Here is a 22,572-nt window from a genome sequence, read left to right as displayed (position 1 = left end):
ACTCTTAATACTCAGACTCATGATTAAATGACGCTTTTGTATTAAAAAGTTAGTTGTACATTTAATTAAAAACTGTCATTAAAATCATTACTCTTCCATGTAGCTTTCAATACTTGGGCATGAACAGATTAAATTCCTGTCGCCAAATACATTATCTACACGGTTTGAAGCCGGCCAATATTTTGAATCTTTACTGTGTGCTGATGGGAAACAAGCAGTTTCACGGGTGTAACTGTGTGTCCATTCTGCTTCCATCAAATCAACCTGAGTATGAGGGCCGTTTACTAATGGATTATCTGCTAATGTCCACGTGCCTGCTTCTACTTGCTGAATCTCGTGGCGAATCGCTATCATTGCATCACAGAATCTATCTAACTCAACTAAGTCTTCCGATTCTGTGGGTTCAATCATCAACGTGCCCGCAACAGGGAAGGACATGGTAGGAGCATGGAAACCGTAATCCATTAGACGTTTAGCAATATCTTCGCCTGAGATACCAGACGTTGCTTCTATCGGACGAATATCGATAATACATTCGTGCGCAACACGTCCCTCTTTACCAATATATAAAACCGGGTAATGCGGACGTAAACGTTCCATGACATAGTTGGCATTGAGTATTGCAAGCTTGGTTGATTCCGTTAAGCCCTGTTCACCCATCATCGCAATATAAGCGTATGAGATTGGCAGAATAGAAGCTGAACCTAACTCGGCAGCTGACACCGCATAATGTTTGCTGTCAGCAGATTCTGTGACTTCGATATGCCCAGGTAAAAACGGAATAAGATGTGCTTTTACGCCAATCGGCCCCATACCGGGTCCACCGCCACCGTGTGGAATACAGAACGTTTTGTGTAAGTTAAGGTGTGACACATCAGAGCCGATAAAGCCCGGTGTAGTTAAGCCAACCTGTGCGTTCATGTTTGCGCCATCAAGGTAAACTTGACCACCCGCTTCATGTACCCAATCGCACACCTCTTGAATCGCTTCTTCGTAAACGCCGTGCGTTGATGGGTAAGTGATCATGATGCAAGAAAGGTTCTCACGATGTTTGTCGATTTTTGCTTTTAAATCCGCATGGTCAATATTACCCAGTTCGTCACAACCAACCACGACTACTTTCATCGATACCATTGCCGCTGAAGCAGGGTTAGTACCATGTGCAGAGCTTGGAATTAAGCAGATATTTCGGTGTGCTTCACCACGGCTTTCATGGTAACGCTGAATCGCGATTAAGCCTGCGTATTCACCTTGTGCACCAGAGTTAGGCTGCAGTGACATACCATCGTAACCAGTAATTTCACATAACATGGTTGATAGTTTTTCTGCGAGTTCTTGGTAACCAAAGCTTTGCTCTGTGGGTGCAAAAGGATGCATCTGTCCAAATTCAGGCCAGGTCACGGGTAACATCTCAGCAGCCGCATTTAGCTTCATGGTACAACTGCCTAATGGGATCATTCCGTGGGTTAATGAGTAATCTTTATTTTCTAGTTTTTTCATATAACGCATCATTTGTGTTTCACTGTGATGTGCACTGAAAATCGGGTGTTGTAGATAGTCACTTTCACGACGACAACTTTCTGGAATACCAGCAAACTCATCACTCGCCACTTGCGCAGTTAAATCAGCGACTTTTAATGCTTTACCGGTTATCGCCAATAACAGATCTTCAACATCTTGCGCTGTCGTTGTTTCATCAATGCTAACACCCAGTTGCACAGGCATATTATCTGTTGAACCCTCTGGTGCAGGGAATTTGCGTAGGTTCATTCCTTCTGCAAGCGCACGATGGTAAATCGCTTTACTGTGTTCGTTAGTATTCAGGGTTAAAGTATCGAAGAAATGTTGGTTTTCAAGTTCAATCCCCTCTGCACGTAACCCGGCTGCTAAAACGGCAGTGAGATGATGTACACGACGGCCAATTTTACGTAACCCTTCAGGGCCATGATAAAGCGCATAAAAAGCGGCCATATTGGCTAACAATGCTTGAGCCGTACAGATATTTGAGGTCGCTTTTTCACGACGAATATGTTGCTCACGTGTTTGCATTGCCATACGCAGCGCAGGTTTTCCTTTGCTGTCTTTAGAAACACCAATCACACGTCCCGGCATGGTGCGTTTGAATTTGTCTTTAGTGGCCATGAAACCTGCATGTGGTCCACCAAAGCCCATCGGTACACCAAAGCGTTGTGCGCTACCAATCACGACATCTGCGCCCATTTCACCCGGCGCTTTTAATAATGTTAAGCTTAATAGATCTGCAGCAACTGCGACTAACGTCTTTTTCGCATGTGCTTTTTCAATCACATCGGTTAAATCTTGAACGCTACCAGTGCTACTTGGGTATTGTAAAATTGCACCAAATACATTGTGTTGCTCTAAAGCATCGATTTCGCCAGTGATAATCTCGTAACCGATATATTGTGCACGTGTACGAATAACATCGATCGTTTGTGGATGTAATTGGTTGCTGACAAAAAAGGCATTACTTTTGTTTTTACCCGCTCGTTTACACAGCGTCATCGCTTCAGCAGCTGCTGTTGCTTCATCTAAGAGTGAAGCATTGGCAATCTCCATCGCAGTGAGATCCATGATCATCTGCTGATAATTAAGCAGTGACTCTAAACGCCCTTGCGAAATTTCTGGCTGATAAGGCGTATACGCGGTGTACCAACCTGGGTTTTCTAATACATTGCGTAACACCACATTAGGGACGAAGGTGTTGTAATAACCTTGGCCAATAAAGCTGCGATTAATGACGTTTTTGTTGGCGATGGTTTTTAACGACGAGAGCATATCTGCTTCACTTAACGCATCGGCTAATTGCATTTTTTTAGGCAAACGAATAGCAGCTGGGACGGTTTGTTTAATCAGTTCATCAACACTGTTCAAGCCAATGGACGCTAACATTTTTTGTTGTTGCGCTAAATCGGGGCCATTGTGGCGAGTGGCAAAGTCGTTATTATCACTTAATAGATCAAGAAACAGAGTATCGGTCATTAGGATTCCTAAACAAGATTATTTTAATAGCGCCAAGCTGATAGCGTTATTGAAGCAGAAAGCATTATTCATGCGTTAAAATTTTATTAAAAAAAAGCGCAGAAGAATCTGCGCTGATATGAAAGCGATAATTTACTCGACTTCCTCTTCTTCGTTGGCCGCTTGATAATCTTCATTTGAGAGAAGATCACCCAGTTCAGCTTCATCACTCATTTTGATTTTAACGATCCAACCTGCTGAATAAGGAGACTCGTTAATAAGCTCAGGGCTGTCTTCTAACTCTTCGTTAATCTCTACTACTTCACCAGTGACTGGCGCGTAAAGATCCGAAGCCGCTTTTACCGACTCAACCAATGAAAATGTTTCACCCGCTTCCGTTTCATCACCTACTTCAGGTAGATCAACAAAAACCACATCACCTAAAAAACCTTGTGCTTGGTTCGAGATACCCATTGTGATTGTGCCATCACCGTTATCTAGTACCCACTCGTGCGTTTCAGTAAATCTTAATGTGCTTTCCATGTTTAATCCTTAACTATTAATGTGCTTGATATTTGATTTTTTGGGTTGCAATGACTGCTCGATAAACATCTTTATATTGACACTTAATTATTAACATAAAAACAACAACCTTCGTGTTAGTCGATTGTTTGAGCGTATAAAGCGTAATATAGCACCTTTGTTTCCTATAATGGAATACCGTAATATTACTTATACCATTCTATGAGAAAGTAGATACTGTACTCTTATGAAACTGAATAGCAGTAAACAACTCACCTAAAAACAGCTAGTTCATTACCTTCAGGTCATCGGTATTTTTATTACTTAATAATAAGTAGCTATCATTTTGGTGATTATTATATGTACATATCGCATTCATGCATGAACAAAAGTTTCCAAAAGGAAACTTTGTTATGAAAGTGTGACATAAAACCATTATAGACAGTGTGTTTTTGCAAAGGATGGTTACTATATAACGACTAAATAAAGTGTTTTCACGATATTAATCTTAATAGGTCAAAACAATACGTATGAGCAAAAAGGAAGTTGAATGAGTGAAACACAACAACATGACATTTACCCGTCAATGACCGTTTCAACGGACAATAAAACTGAAAAAATTGCGCCTATTAAATTGGGTGAACGTTTGAAAGAGATCCGTAAAACCTTAGGCTTAACATTAGAAGAAGCGAGTCAAAAAACGGGGTTAGCGCGTTCAACATTGTCGAAGATTGAAAATGAACAGATTTCACCCACTTTTCAGGCGATGCAAAAACTAACCACCGGGTTGCAAATTGACATACCGCAACTGTTCAGTGCGCCCAAAAAAGTCACTGCTACGGGCCGTCGTGATATTACCCGTAATGAGGAAGGAAAAGCACACCCGACCTCAACCTATGAGCATGAGTTATTGGCCATACAGTTGACTAACAAAAAAATGATGCCCTTTAAATCAAAAGTCAGGGCACGTGATTTTAGTGATTACTCCGCTTGGATTCGCCATGATGGTGAAGAGTTTTTACTGGTATTAAGTGGTGAGATAACCTTCTTTTCTGAATTTTATGAGCCCGTTAATTTACAACAAGGTGATTCAGTTTATTACGATGCCAATATGGGTCATATGCTGATATCCATTAGTGATGATGATGCACTTATTCTCTGGGTGACAGCCTCATAGCTAAGACGATAACAATGCAGCCGAAGGCTGATTTTAAATAAATTATTAACGCCCCTATTAAGAGCCGTTAGTTAAAACAGGAGTTTGATCAATGTCTGAACAATTGTTAGTGACCCCACTGCATGCATTACATACGGAAGTTGGCGCAAAAATGGTGCCCTTTGCTGGTTATGACATGCCAGTACAGTATAAATTAGGTGTAAAAAAAGAGCACTTACATTGCCGCGCTGCTGCCGGCTTGTTTGATGTTTCACATATGGGGCAGTTACGCCTTATTGGTGATAACGCCGCTGCTTTTATGGAATCGTTAGTCCCTGTTGATATTATCGATTTACCTGCTGGGAAACAGCGTTACGCTTTTTTTACTAATGAGCAAGGTGGAATCAATGACGATTTAATGGTGACCAATTTCGGTGATCATCTATTTGTAGTCGTCAATGCTGCGTGTAAAGAGCAAGATATCGCACATCTACAAAGTAACCTACCAGAAGATGTTGCACTGCAAATTATTGAAGATCGTGCGTTACTCGCATTACAAGGGCCAAAGGCTGCAGTAGTGTTAGCTAAGTTAAATCCAGAAGTCGCTAACATGGTATTTATGGATGCAATTAAGTGTCAACTAGCCGGCGCTGAATGTTATGTTAGTCGTTCAGGTTACACGGGTGAAGATGGTTATGAGATCTCCGTGCCTGCAGATGCTGCAGAAGCCTTAGCACGTGAACTACTTGCTGATGATGCTGTGGAATGGGTTGGATTAGGCGCACGTGACTCACTGCGTTTAGAGTGTGGATTGTGTTTATATGGACACGATTTAGACCCGACTACGACCCCTGTTGAAGCAAGCCTATTATGGGGCATTAGCCCAAGTCGTCGTGCAGATGGCAAACGCGCTGCCGGATTCCCAGGCAGTGAATTGATTCTAGAGCAGATAAAAACCAAACAGGTCAGCCGTAAACGCATTGGCTTGATCGGTTTATCTAAAGCGCCCGTGCGTGAAGGTACGAAGTTATTTGATGCACAGGATAACGAAATTGGTATTGTCACCAGTGGTACATATGGGCCATCAATCGCAAAACCGGTGGCAATGGCCTACGTCAATATTGAGTTTGCAGTGCTAGAAACTGAAATTTTTGCGGAAGTACGTGGTAAAAAATTAGCAATGATCGTCAGTAAAATGCCTTTTGTTGCACAGTCTTATTTTCGTGGCTAAATAACCTTTAATAGACAGCCATGCCGCATACGGGTATGGCTGTTAACAGTTTATTAGCAATCAGCTATAACCGCACCGATTTTCAGAATATTATCAGTAAAGTAACCAAAACCTAGTCTCGAATAAGAGAAGTTAAATAGCGATGGTTGCCATACCATTGCTATGATCTACGGATTAGATGATCGAAATATCAGTTATGGATTGAGCGTCAAGATTGCTCTTCCAGTCACTAGCAACCGGACGAATACTCGTTTTTAAGTAATATCCTTCACCGACTGCCGGTGCCGTTTGCAAATTTAGCGTAATGACTTGCTTTGCACTTCCCGCTAGCACCGTCTTTTCACTGCTAGTGATCCAACCATCTGGTCCCCACAGTTCCACGTTTATATCTCGCGATATAGTTGCGTCATATTGTATTGAAATATTGTATTGGGTTGCTGATTGAAGCTGCGTAATAGTATCAACAAAGCTAATACTATCGACCTCTGGCAATACTTTATCCGAGTCATCCGGGGCAATTGGCTCAAGTGGTAACAGTACGTCTTCCCCTGAGTTATCATTGTGAACCTGTAAAATGACGCTACTTACTCGCCCGTCCGCATCAGGAAAAGTGACACTGATGTTATTATTTTCCTTCAGCCATTCATTGGGTACAGGGATACGAATGGTACCGAAGAAATCATCACGGCTACTTTGATCTCCTCCCGCCCAGTTACTCGGTACATGGACAGAATGATCATTCACTATTACCATCGGCGACTTTGATTTTCCATGTTTACGAGCAAATGATAGCTTCAAATAAGATTGACCGTCTGCAACACTCACGTCATTAATAATAAAATCAATGGCTTGATTCGCATAAATAGTCTGTAAATGTGTTTGTGCATAATAATCCTGTATTTGGTAACGGTTATTAAGATCGACTTCCTCACTAAAAGTGTATTCAATAATAACCGTTTCTCCTGGAATCAATGTTACTTTTTGGTTTACTTCTTCTGTCAGAGAGTCGCTATAAATAGGGGCTTTATTTGGCCAAATTTTTAATGACTTAATACGTACTTCAGCAACAGTGCCCATTTCATTTAAAAATTTAAGGCCTAACACTTCATCCTTCTCAGATAGGCTATTTAAGGCCAAATATGCTTTATTTCCGTCGACAAATGCCTGCGTCTGTATATCGGGATTATTTGCTAATGATTTCACCCGCATCCCCTGAACCTCAGACCATTGCTGATAGAAATGAATTCGTGGTGTCCATAGGAATTTAGTAGGTTTACCATTTTCGATACTGTCCACATCGGGTCTTAAAACAACTGAACCGTAAGGTTGCCAATTATTAGATTCGCTGTAATACCAAGCCGCTTTATCACCTATAAATGGAATAGAGGTTAATAAACGATCTTCTCTATCTAAAAATTGAAAAAGCATATTATTAATTGAGCGAATAGATTGAACACTTTTTATATCACTGTAAGTATCGCCATAACCTTTTTCAATCCCTCCATATTCACTGACAGCATGTGGCTTTACCTTGCCCCATTTGTGATAGCTATAGGTTTCAACTAAATCCATGATTGCACGCATATTTGAACCAGAACGTTGACTATTTGCACCAGTGACATTGATGCCATCATAAAAATGTATAGATAATGCATCCATATATTCACCTGCTTGGTCCATAAACATTTTTTGACGTTCATTAAAATGTTTAAAATCCCATAATTCTACAGAAGGCCAAGCACTCGCATAACCAATAACCTTTGTAGAAATACCTTCTTCATCAAATTTTTGGCCTATTTGTTTATACAGGGTAGTAATTTGTTCTCGCACGATCTCATCATCAATACCAAATTCATCCGCATGTACAAAAGGCTCGTTGATTGGTTCATAAAATTGAGGACGCGTCTCATCATCGAAATAATGCTTAAAGTATGTCGCAGCCCATTCGGCTGCAGATGCTGTATCCATGTTGGCTTTATAAACGGTTTTTGGATGGTCTGTAATAATGTTACGATTACTATGGAACGCGTAGTTAGCATGCTTTTTAGTTTGTTCAATGCTATTTTCACCATCAATTTTAGCTTGTTCATCCGTTGGATAACTGTGATCTGAGTGATAGGAAAATGGACTCCAGAAGTTACGTCCAAAGCCAACACCTAAATCATTAATTAAATACCCCCACTCTTCGTATGTCATTTGGTTTGCATTTGAAACAGAATGGATATTAAAATATTTACTACGATCCAATTGTGAAACGTCCCCCAAAAATTTTTGCGTATTAAAATCAATAGCAACGGTTAAGCTAGTGCCTGCAATTGGTGTATTGACATTATTTAAATTATCATCTGGTTTAGTTGGCTCTTCTGGGGTAGTTGGTACTGTTGGATTAATTTGATCTTCTGGGTTAGTTGGTATTGTTGGGTTAATTTGATCTTCTGGATTAGTTACTACTTCTGAATCAGAGCCACAGCCGGTACATACAACTGCTAGCGCTAATAGAGAAAATTTAAAGGGTTTAATAAACATTTTCGTTCCTTCGAAAATTAATGATTGATATAAATAGTGACAACGACAATAGATAACAAAGCAGAGTCAATAGAGGCATATTATGGAGCACTTAATCGATTATCTTCCTTGATATCCAATTTGACTTGTCAAACACCGAAAAAGGCCCCTGTTAAACATAAATTGATATAGAACCAACAAACTCCTTTTTTTGCTCGCAACAAGGAAATGTTTATTCTTAAAGTAACTCTATAATTTAACTTTTTTGAGGAAGTATTGGTAGATAAAAATTATTAACCAAAGCCTTGAAAAATATAGGGTGATTGGCCTATGATCATATTGCTTAGTGTCAGCTTTCCGGTGTCGAATGTAATGTCAGTCATTCAAGTTACACGAGTGAAAATGGTTATGAAATCTCAATGCCTACAGGTGATGCAGAAGCCTTCGCACGTGAACTACTTGCTGATGATGAAGTGGCATAAGTGGATTAGGTGCCCGTACGTGAAAGTACTAAGTTATTTGATGCACAGGATAACAAAATTGGTATTGTAACCAATGGTAAATATTGTCCATCTATCACAAATCCGGTTGCAATGGTCTACGTCAATGTTGAGTTTGCAATACTAGAAACTGCAATTTTTGCAGAGGTGTGTGGTAAAAAATTAGCAATGTTCGTCACTAAAATGCCTTTTGTTGCGCAGTCTTATTTTCGTAGCTAAATAACCTTTGATAGACAGCCATACCGCAATATGGGTATGGCTGTTAACAGTTTATTGGCATCCAGAGGTAACAGCACCGATTTGCACACCATTATCAGCACGGTCAAAAATATAATAGGCAAAGCATTGATCATCCACACTACTATTCGGGTTGTAAATAACAACCGCATTACCAGGTGAGAATGGGATCCCGATAGCACCAGGGGCATCAGGGCCATTGAACATCATTGCGCAAAAATCACCACTATAAACACAATTAGCATTGGCAGTATTATCTGTTTGAAATTGTACATCAGCGTCCAATAAATTACTCAGTGTCGGACCATCAAATAACCATGGGTGACCATGTATTGTTAAAACAAAGTTACCATCAACAAAAAAACCACCCTGCGTATCTTGAGACGTTGTAGAGCTATTTCTATCATTTGTTTCAATACCTAAAATGGCAGCCTTCGCATACACTAAATTATCAAAGGCATGAATGGTACCAGATACCTCTTTGATTACCGCTTCGCGCGCATCTCCTTGGAGATCGATAAATTTCGGCAACGCAACGGCCGCTAAAATAGCAAGAATGATGATCACAATAACCAGTTCGATCAATGTAAAACCACGCTTATTGGACTTCATAAATATTTTCAAATTTTGTCCTTTTATTCCATGATACTTGTTAGTTTAGAGAATAAGCGCGTTTTCAGCCACTAACAACAAAAGTAGCTGAGGTATTGACCACTTTTATCTACTTTAAATTGAATTAAAAAGTACTGATATTATGACTGCTTACGAATTTGATTCGCACACTCTGCTAATACAATCGCACCAGCAGTAGAAACATTTAACGAATTACCCATGCCAAACATAGGGATGTGTATCTGATGGTGACTTAATTTTAATGCTTCCTCACTCACCCCTTTGCGCTCATTGCCTAAGACCAACACAGCCGGAGATGAATAAGCGACACAGCTATAATCAACGGAGGCTTGGCATAGTTCAACACTATAGATGGTATGCCCGTTATCTAATAAATTTTGCAGAGTGGTCGTCGTGCTATCACTATATTCAACATCGACCCATTTCGCTTCATTTCTCGACGCTTTTTTCATCTTCTTATCTGAGATAGTTAGTGCACCACAAACAATGACTTTTTCGATCGCAAATGCATCCGCTAAACGAATGAAAGCGCCGATGTTATAGCTGTTAGTCACATGGTCTAATACCACAATTAATGGGATTTTAGGTTTAGTTAAGTATTCATCACGCGCTGGTTTGGTTAATCTCAGCTCCTCTTTACTAAGCTGTATTTTTGAAGACATATTTTCACTCTTGATTAGAATCGATATTGATACTTAAATGCAATAATTTACGTAGAAAAGACATATTGCAAAATAGGAAAGGATTGTGCGGTTTTATACGGTGAAGATCAAATCATAAGGTGATTATAATCATCAGTTAACTGCAATATAGATGGACGTTCCAGCCAGTTGGAAGCTGATTCTAATGCATGAAATACCTTTCTTAGTGCTTAGCCCTACCATCAAAATTACCTATTAAATACACAAAATACTTGCCAACAATATGATTAACACATTGTAACAATGGGATATTTAACGTATCGTCCAACACGATTTAGGTGTCTTCTTTCTGCTTTACGTTTAATTAAGCAGCAATGAAGGTGAAACGTGAAACTGGTGAAAACCCAGTACTGCCCCCGCAACGGTAACTGTGAGCTGCAACTAAACCACTGTATTTATTAACATAATGTTAGATAACAATATGGGAAGGTGTTGCAATAGCGATGAACAGGAGTCCGGAGACCGGCCTAGATCTACTCGACAACTGCGGTGGGCGGCGATTCAGAGACTAGTAAAGTGACAACGGACACTATCGAGCCACAGCAATAGATTACTTTTAATCATTATTGCTGTCTGATCATGTTTGTTGCTAATGCTGCTGATCCTTAGTTGACGTTTAATTACTCATGCTGCTTATTTACTAACTTTGATTTCCTACACCGTTAATTTAATTAATGGACATACTATGAAATCGAATTCACTCACATCCCCAATAACCTCATTAATACCACTCTTCGCGCTACTGACCTTTTTGATGTTGGCAACTCGTGGCAATCACTTTGAAACATTTAACCAACTCCCAAGCGCCTCAAGTGCAATATTCTTTATTGCAGGCATGTACTTACGTACCATTAAAAGCTTTTGGTTTTTTTATCTTCTGTCTATTGTCATCGACTTGAGTACGTCATACGTACGTGGTCAACTAGGTAGTTGTTTAACCGTTGCATACCCCGCTCTCGCATTAAGTTATGCTGCGATGTTTGCAGGTGGTTTTTATGGTCGTGCAAATTGGCTGAATAAATCAACGCTATTAAACATATTACAAATCAGCACGGCACTTGTCACTGCCAGCGCAATTGCGTTCTTTATCTCTAATGGTAGTTTTTACCTGTTATCTGGTTACTTCATCGATCCATCTTTGAATGAATATATCCTGCGTGTTCAAAAATATTTTTTCCGTTCAGTCTCTAATCCTATTTTTTACGTTGCTTCAGTCATTATGATTGATTGGGTTTTTAATCGTTTTATCTTACCTTATGCAACAAAAAATAACGTTATTCATAGTAAGACTTAGTCGCTCCCCCCCTGAATAGACAATAAAAAGGCATTTCTTATGAACATAAACAATGCAGATAATGTGTTATTAAATGATTCAGTTACTCACCCTGAAGGCAGTGGTATTTTATGTCCTGCATTAGTTATTTCAGCCCCTTCCTCTGGCTCAGGAAAAACCACAGTCACCGCTGCCCTAGCTCGATATCATCGTAATCAAGGTAAAAAGGTCACGGTTTTTAAAGTGGGCCCAGATTTTATTGACCCGATGATTCTTCAGCAAGCCAGTGGCGAATTAGTATACCAACTTGATTTATGGATCGTTGGTAAAAAACAGTGCAGAGAATTATTGTATCAAGCAGCTCAAAGCGCTGACCTGATCCTTATCGAAGGAGTAATGGGGTTATTTGACGGAACGCCAAGTAGTGCAGATATTGCCACCTACTTTAATATTCCTGTATTGGCTGTAATTGATGCAGCTGCAATGGCGCAAACCTTTGCCGCAGTTACCTTTGGTTTAGCCAAATATAAACAAAATTTGCCCTTTGCAGGTGTCATCGCCAACAAGGTTTCCAGCGATAGACACATAGAAATACTTGAAGCCAGCTTAGACTCGCAATTTACTTTATTTGGACGACTTCCTAATGAAGCAGCGATCACATTACCAGAGCGTCACCTTGGGTTGGTACAAGCTCAAGAACTTCAAGAGATTGATAGTCAATTAGATACAGCTGCCGCTTATATAGCAAAAACTAAGCTGGTTAACTTGCCCCCTAGCGTTGAGTTTTATACAGAGGCAAAGGTAGACAATGATGGTTTACTTAATCTTAACGATGAAACGCCAACCACCAACGAAAAGGCATTAGCCAATACGCGAATCGCGATCGTTAAAGACCAAGCTTTTAATTTCATTTACGCCGCTAATATTGAATTTTTAGAGCAAGCAGGTGCAACTATTTTATATTGCTCTGCGCTTAATGACACCGTATTACCTGAGTGTGATGCACTTTATTTACCAGGTGGTTACCCGGAGCTATATGCACAACAACTGTCTAACAATGTTGCCTTTATTAGCGCTATCAGAACCTTTGCCCAAAGCAACAAACCTATCATTGCAGAATGTGGTGGCATGCTTTATTTACTCGAACACTTAACTGACTTTAATCAGCAGCAATTTGAGATGGTAGGACTATTACCCGGCACAGCAGTCATGAATAAACGTCTTACTGCGATTGGGTCACAATCTGCCTCACTGCCCTGCTTTGGTTCTTCAACAACAAACGATGGACATGATAATAATAATAATGAAATTATAATGCGTGGTCATAGCTTTCATTATTCAAGCGCGAAAATTTCGCTTACTCCAGTCAGCCAAGCACGCCATTTCCCATCACAACGTTTAGGAGAATATGTTTACCAACATGGCAATATTATTGCTTCTTACATGCATTGGTATTTACCAAGCAATCCAGCGTTAGCTATTAAGCTGTTCCAGAAGGCAGCATCTACAAATCACAATATTTAAAAGACCTACCACATTTATCTCGGTCTTATCAAACTAACAGGTTATTCATGAATAAGTTATATCATCAATTATTATCAGTCTCTTTTCTCACCCCCAAACAAGTGCTAAAGGGTGCCTTAAGGTGTGTTTCTCAGTCCTCAAAATCGGATATATTTCGCGTCATTGCTTTTTTAAGCTTAATGCTACAAGCATCTCTGGCAAGTGCATTAGTAACCGATACAAAACTGCCTAATACTTTAGTGATCGTGTCAGACCGCTCTGCACCATCGATGGTTGCAGGTGCTCGCCAGTATATAGATAACGCAGAGGTTGATGCGAACAAAGTGACGATTAATATTCGTAATGTCAGCCAAGTTAATCAACTTTCAAATAACCAATTACAAAGGTTAATTAACCAGCATCAGACCTTATTAATTGCGGGTGTATTTGGTGAAACGGTTGACCGTCTTTTAAGCTTAGATTTAACGCAGACGCCTGCCTTACAAACAAGGCTTATCGTTAGTTCAGATAGGCGTCTCATGTCGCTACATCAAGACTTTTTATTGGCTAACTTTAACCGTTTAGACAATTCACAAGCAGCTGAATTAATGGTTGCACTTGATAAGAGTGATTATCTACAAGCCCTTAAAAGTAAGCAGGCACAGTGGCCTAGTTACGCACAATGGTTACAAGTGAGAGGTTATTGGCAAAATAGAGGAAAAGAAAATATTAGCCGTTTATTCGAGTGGTTAAGTATCACTAGCGACCATGACGCTAAATCTGGCCATTTCAATGGTTTTGAAAAAGCGCCAGCAATACAGCTATTACAGCCAATTCGTTTTTATTGGCAACAGTCTTTGATCAGCGCCGCTGAATTATCAGATAAAATTAATGCTCTAAACACTAACGAAAGCGCTAACAATCAACTAAAACCGATTGTATTTATCATCGACCACGATACTGGTGATCAACCGGGTCAGTGGCAACTTCATCAGCAACTTTGTGAAGAACAATGGCAATGTGTCTCAGTATTGGCAGGTTGGGGTAAAGCGAGCGAGCAAGCAGTAGATGTGATAACAAAGCTAGACCTGCAACAACGTCAACAAGCGTTTGCAATCATTGCATTACAAGACTTTGTAATTGGTGGCGGAGATAGCCGTGAAGCCGTAACCGATAGCTTTAAAACACTCAACGTACCAATATTTAAAGGTATTAGAGTCACCGAGCTTAGTCAGCCTGAATATCAATTATCGGCACAGGGTTTACCGAGTGATAGCGTGCATTACCGTGTTGCCATGCCTGAATTACAAGGCATTTCACAACCACATATTTTAGCACTTGCATCAAAACAACAGATTGATGACAAGACGGGTGCTAGTTTAACCCTTAGCCAAGTTCAGCCCAAAGAAGTGAAGCGCTTACGCGATAGAGTCAATGCTTGGTTAGCGTTAAAAACAACACAAAATTCAGATAAAAAAGTCGCCATTGTATATTACAACCACCCTCCTGGCAGACATAACATTGGCGCCGATAACCTTAATGTACAGCAATCGCTTTGGCATATATTGTTGAACATGAAAGCGAAGGGATATGACCTTGGCCCTGATGACGAATTTCCAACATCTGCTGAACAATTATTAGATATTTTACAGCAAAAAGCGGTTAATTTGCCGCAAGATGCAGGGGCACTAAAAGAGATGTCGCCACTGATTAATAAAATGTCTGAGGATCAATATCAGCAGTACTTCGAACAATTACCCGCGAGTATAAAGGCTGAAATGGTCAATGGCCCACTAGGACACTTACATGCCAACATTGATTCATACTTGCACGGTGAAGGTAATACTTTATTGGCGAACATCTCATTAGTTGAGCGTAATAACGTATTAAAACAGCTACTCAATACGATTGCGTCTACGTCCTCTGATTTGCATCACGCGCTTGATGGTGTCGCACATAAAGGCCGTTCACGCACGCTTGATTTACTTGACCAGTTAACTGATAACTATCAACAACTTGTTCAACAACAGCGAGATAAAAAAACGACCAATAAGTCGCTTTGGCTTGAAGCTGAACAGCTAAAAGACGCAATCATAGCGATGAATATCGAAGGCATCCGTGGTTGGGGTAATGCACCGGGTAAAACCATGGTATGGAACAATGAAATTTTGTTGCCTGGTGTGCTGTTTGGTAATGTTTTCTTAGGACCACAGCCACCAAGAGGCTGGGAAATTAACGAGGAATTATTACACGCAAATATGACCTTCCCACCACCACACCAATACTTAGCTTTTTATTATCATCTCCGCGATGTGTTTCAAGCACAGGCTATTATTCATTTAGGCCGCCATTCAACCTATGAGTTTTTACCAAAACGTGCAGTTGGTCTGTCAGCAAGTGATTATCCATCTCTTATCATTGAGCATATTCCAAGTATTTACCCATACATTGTTGATGGTGTTGGTGAAGGAATTCAAGCAAAACGTCGTGGACAAGCAGTCATGATTGACCACCTTACGCCCCCGCTTGCAACCACGGAACTTTATGATGGTTTATTGCAATTAAGACAGTTGATTGAAAGTGCTGAAGCGGCGATGAATGAGGATACAAGAAAAAAAGCGATCAAAGCATTACGCCATAAAATAGAAGTATTGAATTTACAAGATGAGCTTGTTGCAAGCATGCATGAAGAGCTACAAGTACGTGGAATTGGATTTGGAGAAGTAGATGACCACTTTTTATTACATGAGGTAGGACATTATCTCACGCATTTACAAGAAGACTTTATGCCACTGGGTTTACATGTATTTGGACAAGATTGGGAAAATGATGCTGTAAGCACCATGCTTAACTCGATTATCAAAGGTGAAACATCATTAAGCGAAATACAACGTGAACAAATTGAATCAGATTTAATCGCGTCACCTTCTGCTGAAATGAAAGCATTGTTTAATGCTTTAAATGGTGGATTCATTGCACCAGGTAAAGGTAACGATCCTGTTAGAACGCCAGCTTCATTACCAACGGGCAGAAATTTTTATGCACTTGATGGCAGTTTAATTCCTTCTAAATTAGGCTTTGAAACAGGTCAACAACTGGCTACAAAAGCGAGACAAGAAAACCCTCTCACCGACAGCACACATAAAGAAGCGGTAATTTTATGGGCATCAGATGCGGTTCGTGATGAAGGCGCGATGATAGCGTTCGGGATGGATATGCTAGGTGTTAAACCGATATGGAACCAGCGTGGCATACTAAAATCACTGCAACTTGTTGAGTTAGATGAACAACGTGATAAACGACGCGATATTGTTTTCACTACATCAGGTTTATTCAGAGACTTATATGCACAGCAACTAGCATGGTTAGACAAATCTGTTTTACTCGCATTAGCGGCGAGTAAGCAAGATATTGAACAAAAACACCCGGCACTGCGCAGTGCATTAACTGCTGCGCTTGAGCCAATCGAAAACTTGTTAAGCGCACAAACACATCTTTTAGATGAACCGATAAGCAATAATATGGTTGCCAGCAACTGGTTACTTGAGGCACAAGCGTTATTACGCTTAGACCCTTCATTATCGGCATCACAGTTAGGTCGTCAGGCGAGTTATCGAATTTTCGGCACAGCACCAGGCGCATATGGCGCGGGTGTTAACCGATTAGCAGAGCGTTCAGGAGCTTGGCACGAGCGCAAACAATTAGGTGAAGCTTATATCAAACGCATGAGCCATGCTTATGGCGTTGAAGGTACTGAATTCACTAACGGAAATAATGTTAGTGCTCTCTTTCGCCAGCAATTAGGTAAAGTAAATAGCACTTATTTGGGACGTGCAAGTAACCTCTATGGCTTGATTGATAATAATGATGCTTATGATTATTTAGGTGGTTTGAATCTAGCAATCGAAACAGTGAATGGTGAACAACCAAACAGCTTTGTAATATCACATGCCAATAACAGTAATTTATCTATTGAACCACTACAAACCGCTTTGTTATCTGAGCTGCGTGGTAGATTCTTAAATCGACAATGGATAGAGCCTTTAATGAACCAAGGTTATGCAGGCGCTCGTACCATGGGCAGTGAATTTATTGAAAATTTATGGGGCTGGCAAGCAACCAGCCCAGAGATTATTCATGACTGGGTATGGGAAGATCTTAAAGCCGTCTATATCGATGATTCGTTACAGATTGGACTAAACGATTTTTTACAAGAGCAACATAATGTACACGTGCAAAGTAATATTTTAGCAATCATGTTAGTCGCTATTGAAAAAGGATTTTGGCAAGCAGACCAACAAACCCAACAACAGATTGCGGAACAATTTGCTAACAACATTGTTGAACATGGTATACCAGGTAGTGGCCACACTCATGCAAATCACCCAATCTATGCTTATATCAAACCACTATTAACCGCACAATTAGAACAGCAGTTGAGTGAGGTGTTAGCAACAGCAAAGCATACACCTGAACAAGATAATTCAGAGCAAGCAGTGAATTATCAGCACATTCAAGAGATAACTGCAGGCGTCTTGGATAACACTGCTGAACAAGCTAACCCCATTGAAAATAACGCGAACGAAAATAACGATACGCAGAATAATGAAAAGCAAACAGGTGAATCTAATCGCCCTTTACTGCTGGGACTCGTTATTGGCGTATTTTTGTTAATGCTATTGGGTTATCTACATGCGCATCGAAAGCTTAAAAAGCTAGATTGATAACCAGCTTAATTACAGGGCGTTAATCTAATCGATTATCGCCCTTTTTCAATAACTGTTTTATTTGGAAAATTTATTATGATGTTTTCTTTTTCGTTAGATTTAATGCACCTTATCACCTCATACCTATTACAGCCGGTTGTATGGGGATTACTATTTTTTGTTGGGCTCGGTATTTATGAAATTGGGCTCGCATTTGCTGAACGATTTTCGGTGATCCCTACCCTCGTAAAAGGGCTACATAAACAGCACCTAATGGAGCAGGGGAAAAAGCGTATTGAACGAGCTGATTTTATTACACGCATTGCCCCCATGCTTGGTTTAATGGGTACGCTAATCCCTTTAGGGCCAGGTTTATCAGCATTAGGCACTGGTGATATTAGTATTTTGACAACAGCAATGACGGTCGCTTTTGATACCACAATTATCGGGTTATTGGCAGGTATCATTGGTTTCGTATTGGGTCGTGTACGTCGCCGTTGGTATGATAATGCGATAGCTATTGTAACCATTACAAGAGCCAAAAAATTGCAGAATAATGATATAAATAGCGACAGTGCCATTATTTCGATTACAACAAACACGACTAAAAATAGTGTAAATAATAACTTAAACGTGAATAAGTAGGATAACCCAATGAATGATGAATGGCGCAGTAGTCAGTTTGATAGCCCTGAAGCAGAGCCGTTAGGGCCCTTAGCAAATCTGGTTGACATCATGCTAGTGTTTTCATGTGGTTTAATTGCGGCATTAGTGGCCGTCAGCCCTGACTTAGAAAAACACTTCGATATTAATACTCAACAAAAACTGCCGACGAACATGCAGACAGTGACTTCAGTTGGTAAAGAGTTATCAGCACCTCCAGAAACCTTACAGAAGAAAATACAAAGCCAGTCGGGTTATCAATCTATGGGGCAAGTCTATCGTGATCCTGAAACAGGGAAGTTGATTTTGATAAGCAATGACTGATGAGCGTCGAGTAACGAGCGACAAGCAATGAGTAACGAGCGACGAGCGACGAGCAATGAATTACGAACGACGAGCAATGAGTTACGAACGACGAGTAATGAGTAACGAGCTATGAGCTATGAGCAATGAGGTTCGCAGCTAGCTACTCGAAGCTCGAAGCTATTATAAAGGCCACAAAAAAGCCCCGCTAAATGCGAGGCTCTAATTTGTGGTTTACTGAAAGCTGACAGCTAAAAACTGACCGCTATCTAAAAGTCTACCAACCCGTTACTTCACGTAACGCTTTACCAATATCAGCTAAAGATTTAGTCGTTTTTACGCCTGCATCTTCAAGTGCTTTGAATTTATCTTCAGCAGTACCTTTACCGCCAGCGATAATTGCACCAGCATGGCCCATACGCTTACCAGCAGGAGCTGTAACACCCGCAATGTAAGAAACAACAGGTTTAGTTACATTTGCTTTAATAAACGCAGCAGCTTCTTCTTCAGCAGTACCACCGATTTCACCGATCATTACAATCGCTTCAGTCTCTGGGTCTTCTTGGAAGAGTTTAAGAATATCGATAAAACTTGAACCAGGAATTGGATCGCCACCGATACCAACACAGGTTGATTGACCAAAACCTTCATCGGTTGTTTGCTTAACCGCTTCGTACGTTAACGTACCAGAACGAGAAACAATACCAACACGGCCTTTCTGATGAATGTGACCTGGCATAATACCAATTTTACATTCATCTGGTGTAATAACACCCGGACAGTTAGGACCGATCATTACCACGCCTTGTTGATCAAGTTTTACTTTAACTTCAACAAGATCTAACGTTGGAATACCTTCAGTGATTGTCACAATCAGTTTAATACCCGCATCAATCGCTTCTAAAATCGCATCTTTACAAAATGGTGCTGGTACATAGATAACAGATGCTGTTGCACCTGTAGCTTCTACTGCATCACGTACCGTATTAAATACAGGAAGACCTAGGTGAACTTGACCGCCTTTACCCGGTGATACACCACCGACCATTTGTGTACCGTACTCAAGCGCTTGTTCTGAATGGAAAGTACCTTGACCACCAGTAAAGCCCTGACAAATTACTTTTGTATCTTTATTAATTAAAATGCTCATTATTTGCCACCTACCGCTTTCACAGACTGCTCAGCCGCATCTGTTAGGGATGTTGCTGCAATAATATTTAAACCAGAATCAGCAAGAAGCTTACGCCCAAGCTCTGCGTTATTACCTTCTAAACGAACGATAACAGGAACAGAAACACCTACCTCTTCAACCGCGCCGATAACACCTTCAGCAATTAAATCACAACGTACGATACCACCGAAGATGTTCACTAAAACAGCTTCAACTTTATCGTCAGAAAGAATGATTTTAAATGCTTCCGTTACACGCTCTTTTGTTGCACCGCCGCCAACATCCAAGAAGTTAGCTGGGTTACCACCGTGCAGGTGCACGATATCCATTGTCCCCATTGCAAGGCCTGCGCCGTTAACCATACAGCCGATGTTACCATCAAGTGCTACATAGTTAAGTTCCCACTGTGCTGCGTGCATTTCACGTTCGTCATCTTGCGTTGTATCGTTAATCGCATGAAGATCTTGTTGACGGTACATTGCATTTGAATCAATTGAGATTTTACCGTCAAGACAGATTAGGTCGTCCTGTGCAGTTACCACTAATGGGTTAATCTCTAATAGTGCTAAATCTTTCTCTTGGAAAATAGTCGCAAGACCTAGGAAGATTTTTGTAAATTGGCCAATCTGCTTACCAGAAAGTCCTAATTTGAATGCTAATTCACGACCTTGGTACGCTTGTGCGCCAACCAATGGGTCGATGATTGCAGTATGAATTAACTCAGGTGTTTCTTCAGCCACTTTCTCAATCTCAACACCACCTTCTGTTGATGCCATGAAAGTAACACGCTGAGATGCACGGTCGATAACCGCACCTAAATATAGCTCGTTAGCGATATCGCTACAGCTCTCTACTAATAATTTGTTAACCGGTTGTCCATTTGCATCTGTTTGGTAAGTAACTAGGTTTTTACCTAACCACTTATGTGCAAAATCACGTAAACCATCTTTAGTTTTAACTAGCTCAACACCACCTGCTTTACCACGACCACCTGCATGTACTTGACATTTGATAACCCATCTTTCGCCACCTAATGCCGATGCTGCATTTACTGCTTCCTCTGCACTGTCACATGCGAACCCCTGTGGAACAGGAAGACCGTATTCTGTGAACAACTGCTTTGCCTGATATTCATGCAAATTCATGATTCTTATCCATATGTTGAGTTAAACTAACAGCCACCTCTGCGGCCGACCAAGTAATACAATAGTACTAAAGCGCAAAGCGATTTCCATCTAAAGTTTATATAAATGAATAATCGCTCACGCTTTTTGTTCTAGATCATTAAACGTCTAATAAAAGACGTGTTGGATCTTCAAGAAGTTCTTTAATTGTGACTAAGAACCCAACTGATTCTTTACCATCAATCAAACGATGATCATAAGACAGTGCCAAATACATCATCGGTAAAATTTCTACTTTTCCGTCAATCGCCATAGGACGATCTTGGATTTTGTGCATGCCCAATATCGCAGCCTGTGGAGGGTTAATAATCGGCGTTGAAAGTAATGAACCAAATACACCACCGTTAGTCACGGTAAAGTTTCCGCCCATCATTTCGTCAACTGTTAGCTTGCCATCACGACCTTTAATCGCTAATTCACGAATCCCTTTTTCAATCTCAGCAACACTTAACGTATCTGTATCACGAAGTACTGGTGTTACCAGTCCGCGTGGTGTTGATACAGCAATGCTGATATCAAAGAAGTTGTGGTAAACAATATCAGTACCATCAATGGCAGCATTTACTTCAGGGTAACGTTTTAGCGCTTCTGTTACTGCTTTGATGTAAAACGACATGAAACCTAAACGGATGCCATGTTTTTTCTCAAATACTTCTTGGTATTGCTTACGAAGGTCCATGATTGGTTTCATGTTTACTTCGTTAAATGTAGTTAGCATCGCTGTTGAGTTTTTAGCCTCTAATAGACGCTCTGCAACACGCTTACGTAGACGAGTCATCGGCACACGTTTATCACTACGTGCAGCAACGGCAGCAACAATATCAACCTGCGCTGGTGTTTCAGCTTTGTTTTTAGATTCACGGAATTTATCAACATCTTCACGTGTGATCATGCCACCTTTGCCCGAACCTTTAATTTCAGAAGCTTTAATACCCTCTTCTAACATTAAGCGGCGTACAGATGGGCTAGCATCTGCAGCACCAGATTCTTCTTCAACAACGACTTCAGCTGGTTTTTCAGCAGGAGCATCACCCTCTTTTAAGCGACCAAGAAGCTGTTTAGAAAGTACAGTTGCACCTTCATCTTCAATAATCTCTTGTAAAATACCAGATGCCGTTGCAGGCACTTCCAATACTACTTTATCAGTTTCGATTTCAACCAATACTTCATCACGTTCAACGAAATCGCCTGCTTGTTTTTGCCATGTTGCTACTGTTGCATCAGCAACTGATTCTGGTAGTTCTGGTACTAAAATATCAATCATAATGTGTGTCCTACGGTAAAAGTCTTTTTATTAAATTAGTT

16 protein-coding genes and 1 riboswitch are annotated in these 22,572 nt (G+C 40.5%); of the genes, 8 read left to right on the top strand and 8 right to left on the bottom strand.

Annotated features, from left to right (window positions below; all coding sequences use genetic code 11):
* Positions 1–87: 87 nt before the first annotated feature.
* Both gcvP and gcvH read right to left on the bottom strand, forming a co-directional pair.
* Positions 88–3,000 (bottom strand): aminomethyl-transferring glycine dehydrogenase, encoded by a 2,913-nt coding sequence (gene gcvP, locus QQK09_RS07225; RefSeq protein WP_284203442.1) that lies wholly within the window; start codon positions 2,998–3,000, stop codon positions 88–90.
* Positions 3,001–3,132: 132 nt separating this feature from the next.
* Complete coding sequence (gene gcvH, locus QQK09_RS07220; RefSeq protein WP_284203441.1) at positions 3,133–3,522, bottom strand: glycine cleavage system protein GcvH; 390 nt, start codon at positions 3,520–3,522, stop codon at positions 3,133–3,135.
* 529 nt (positions 3,523–4,051) lie between these two features.
* On the opposite strand from gcvH, the gene QQK09_RS07215 reads away from it, so the two are divergent.
* Positions 4,052–4,678 (top strand): helix-turn-helix domain-containing protein, encoded by a 627-nt coding sequence (locus QQK09_RS07215; protein ID WP_284203440.1) that lies wholly within the window; start codon positions 4,052–4,054, stop codon positions 4,676–4,678.
* 91 nt (positions 4,679–4,769) lie between these two features.
* Positions 4,770–5,888 (top strand): glycine cleavage system aminomethyltransferase GcvT, encoded by a 1,119-nt coding sequence (gene gcvT, locus QQK09_RS07210; RefSeq protein WP_284203439.1) that lies wholly within the window; start codon positions 4,770–4,772, stop codon positions 5,886–5,888.
* Positions 5,889–6,062: 174 nt separating this feature from the next.
* On the opposite strand, the gene QQK09_RS07205 is transcribed toward gcvT, so the two are convergent.
* Positions 6,063–8,414 carry a hypothetical protein gene (locus QQK09_RS07205; RefSeq protein ID WP_284203438.1) on the bottom strand — a complete coding sequence of 784 codons (2,352 nt, stop codon included), beginning with the start codon at positions 8,412–8,414 and terminating at the stop codon, positions 6,063–6,065.
* 470 nt (positions 8,415–8,884) lie between these two features.
* Between QQK09_RS07205 and QQK09_RS07200 the strand changes: the two genes are divergently transcribed.
* Entirely contained in the window at positions 8,885–9,112 is a 228-nt protein-coding gene (locus QQK09_RS07200) for a glycine cleavage T C-terminal barrel domain-containing protein (protein WP_284203437.1), read from the top strand.
* A gap of 51 nt (positions 9,113–9,163) precedes the next feature.
* Here the strand turns inward: QQK09_RS07200 and QQK09_RS07195 are convergent, their stop codons facing one another.
* Together QQK09_RS07195 and QQK09_RS07190 are read right to left on the bottom strand one after the other, a co-directional pair.
* Positions 9,164–9,754: a prepilin-type N-terminal cleavage/methylation domain-containing protein gene (locus QQK09_RS07195; RefSeq protein ID WP_284203436.1), complete on the bottom strand. Its 591-nt coding sequence runs from the start codon at positions 9,752–9,754 to the stop codon at positions 9,164–9,166.
* 128 nt (positions 9,755–9,882) lie between these two features.
* Positions 9,883–10,425 (bottom strand): TrmH family RNA methyltransferase, encoded by a 543-nt coding sequence (locus QQK09_RS07190; RefSeq protein WP_284203435.1) that lies wholly within the window; start codon positions 10,423–10,425, stop codon positions 9,883–9,885.
* Positions 10,426–10,723: 298 nt separating this feature from the next.
* A riboswitch (cobalamin riboswitch) is annotated at positions 10,724–10,949 on the top strand.
* Between the two features lie 200 nt (positions 10,950–11,149).
* Between QQK09_RS07190 and QQK09_RS07185 the strand changes: the two genes are divergently transcribed.
* The 5 genes from QQK09_RS07185 to QQK09_RS07165 all read left to right on the top strand — a co-directional run bounded on the left by QQK09_RS07185 (position 11,150) and on the right by QQK09_RS07165 (position 18,933).
* The gene (locus QQK09_RS07185; protein WP_284203434.1) at positions 11,150–11,758 is read left to right on the top strand and encodes a hypothetical protein; all 609 of its coding nucleotides are present in this window, start codon (positions 11,150–11,152) and stop codon (positions 11,756–11,758) included.
* Between the two features lie 39 nt (positions 11,759–11,797).
* Complete coding sequence (locus QQK09_RS07180; protein ID WP_284203433.1) at positions 11,798–13,261, top strand: cobyrinic acid a,c-diamide synthase CobB; 1,464 nt, start codon at positions 11,798–11,800, stop codon at positions 13,259–13,261.
* 47 nt (positions 13,262–13,308) lie between these two features.
* Complete coding sequence (locus QQK09_RS07175) at positions 13,309–17,964, top strand: cobaltochelatase subunit CobN (protein ID WP_284203432.1); 4,656 nt, start codon at positions 13,309–13,311, stop codon at positions 17,962–17,964.
* A gap of 78 nt (positions 17,965–18,042) precedes the next feature.
* Entirely contained in the window at positions 18,043–18,591 is a 549-nt protein-coding gene (locus QQK09_RS07170; protein WP_284203431.1) for a MotA/TolQ/ExbB proton channel family protein, read from the top strand.
* A 9-nt stretch (positions 18,592–18,600) separates the two neighbouring features.
* Positions 18,601–18,933 (top strand): DUF2149 domain-containing protein, encoded by a 333-nt coding sequence (locus tag QQK09_RS07165; RefSeq protein WP_284203430.1) that lies wholly within the window; start codon positions 18,601–18,603, stop codon positions 18,931–18,933.
* Between the two features lie 256 nt (positions 18,934–19,189).
* Here QQK09_RS07165 and sucD read toward each other — a convergent pair whose 3' ends face one another.
* From sucD to odhB, 3 genes are all read right to left on the bottom strand, one after another.
* On the bottom strand, positions 19,190–20,062 hold the full coding sequence (gene sucD / locus QQK09_RS07160) for a succinate--CoA ligase subunit alpha (RefSeq protein ID WP_284203429.1): 873 nt from the start codon (positions 20,060–20,062) through the stop codon (positions 19,190–19,192).
* Complete coding sequence (gene sucC / locus QQK09_RS07155; RefSeq protein ID WP_284203428.1) at positions 20,062–21,228, bottom strand: ADP-forming succinate--CoA ligase subunit beta; 1,167 nt, start codon at positions 21,226–21,228, stop codon at positions 20,062–20,064. The genes sucD and sucC overlap by 1 nt, the downstream gene beginning before the upstream one ends.
* Before the next feature lie 139 nt (positions 21,229–21,367).
* Positions 21,368–22,531, bottom strand: coding sequence for a 2-oxoglutarate dehydrogenase complex dihydrolipoyllysine-residue succinyltransferase (gene odhB / locus QQK09_RS07150; RefSeq protein WP_284203427.1), 1,164 nt, complete (start codon positions 22,529–22,531; stop codon positions 21,368–21,370).
* Between the last annotated feature and the right edge of the window lie 41 nt (positions 22,532–22,572).

The sequence above is a fragment of the Psychromonas marina genome (genome assembly GCF_030161115.1).
GTDB lineage: Bacteria > Pseudomonadota > Gammaproteobacteria > Enterobacterales > Psychromonadaceae > Psychromonas > Psychromonas marina.
This window is presented reverse-complemented; position numbering and strand designations above follow the sequence as displayed.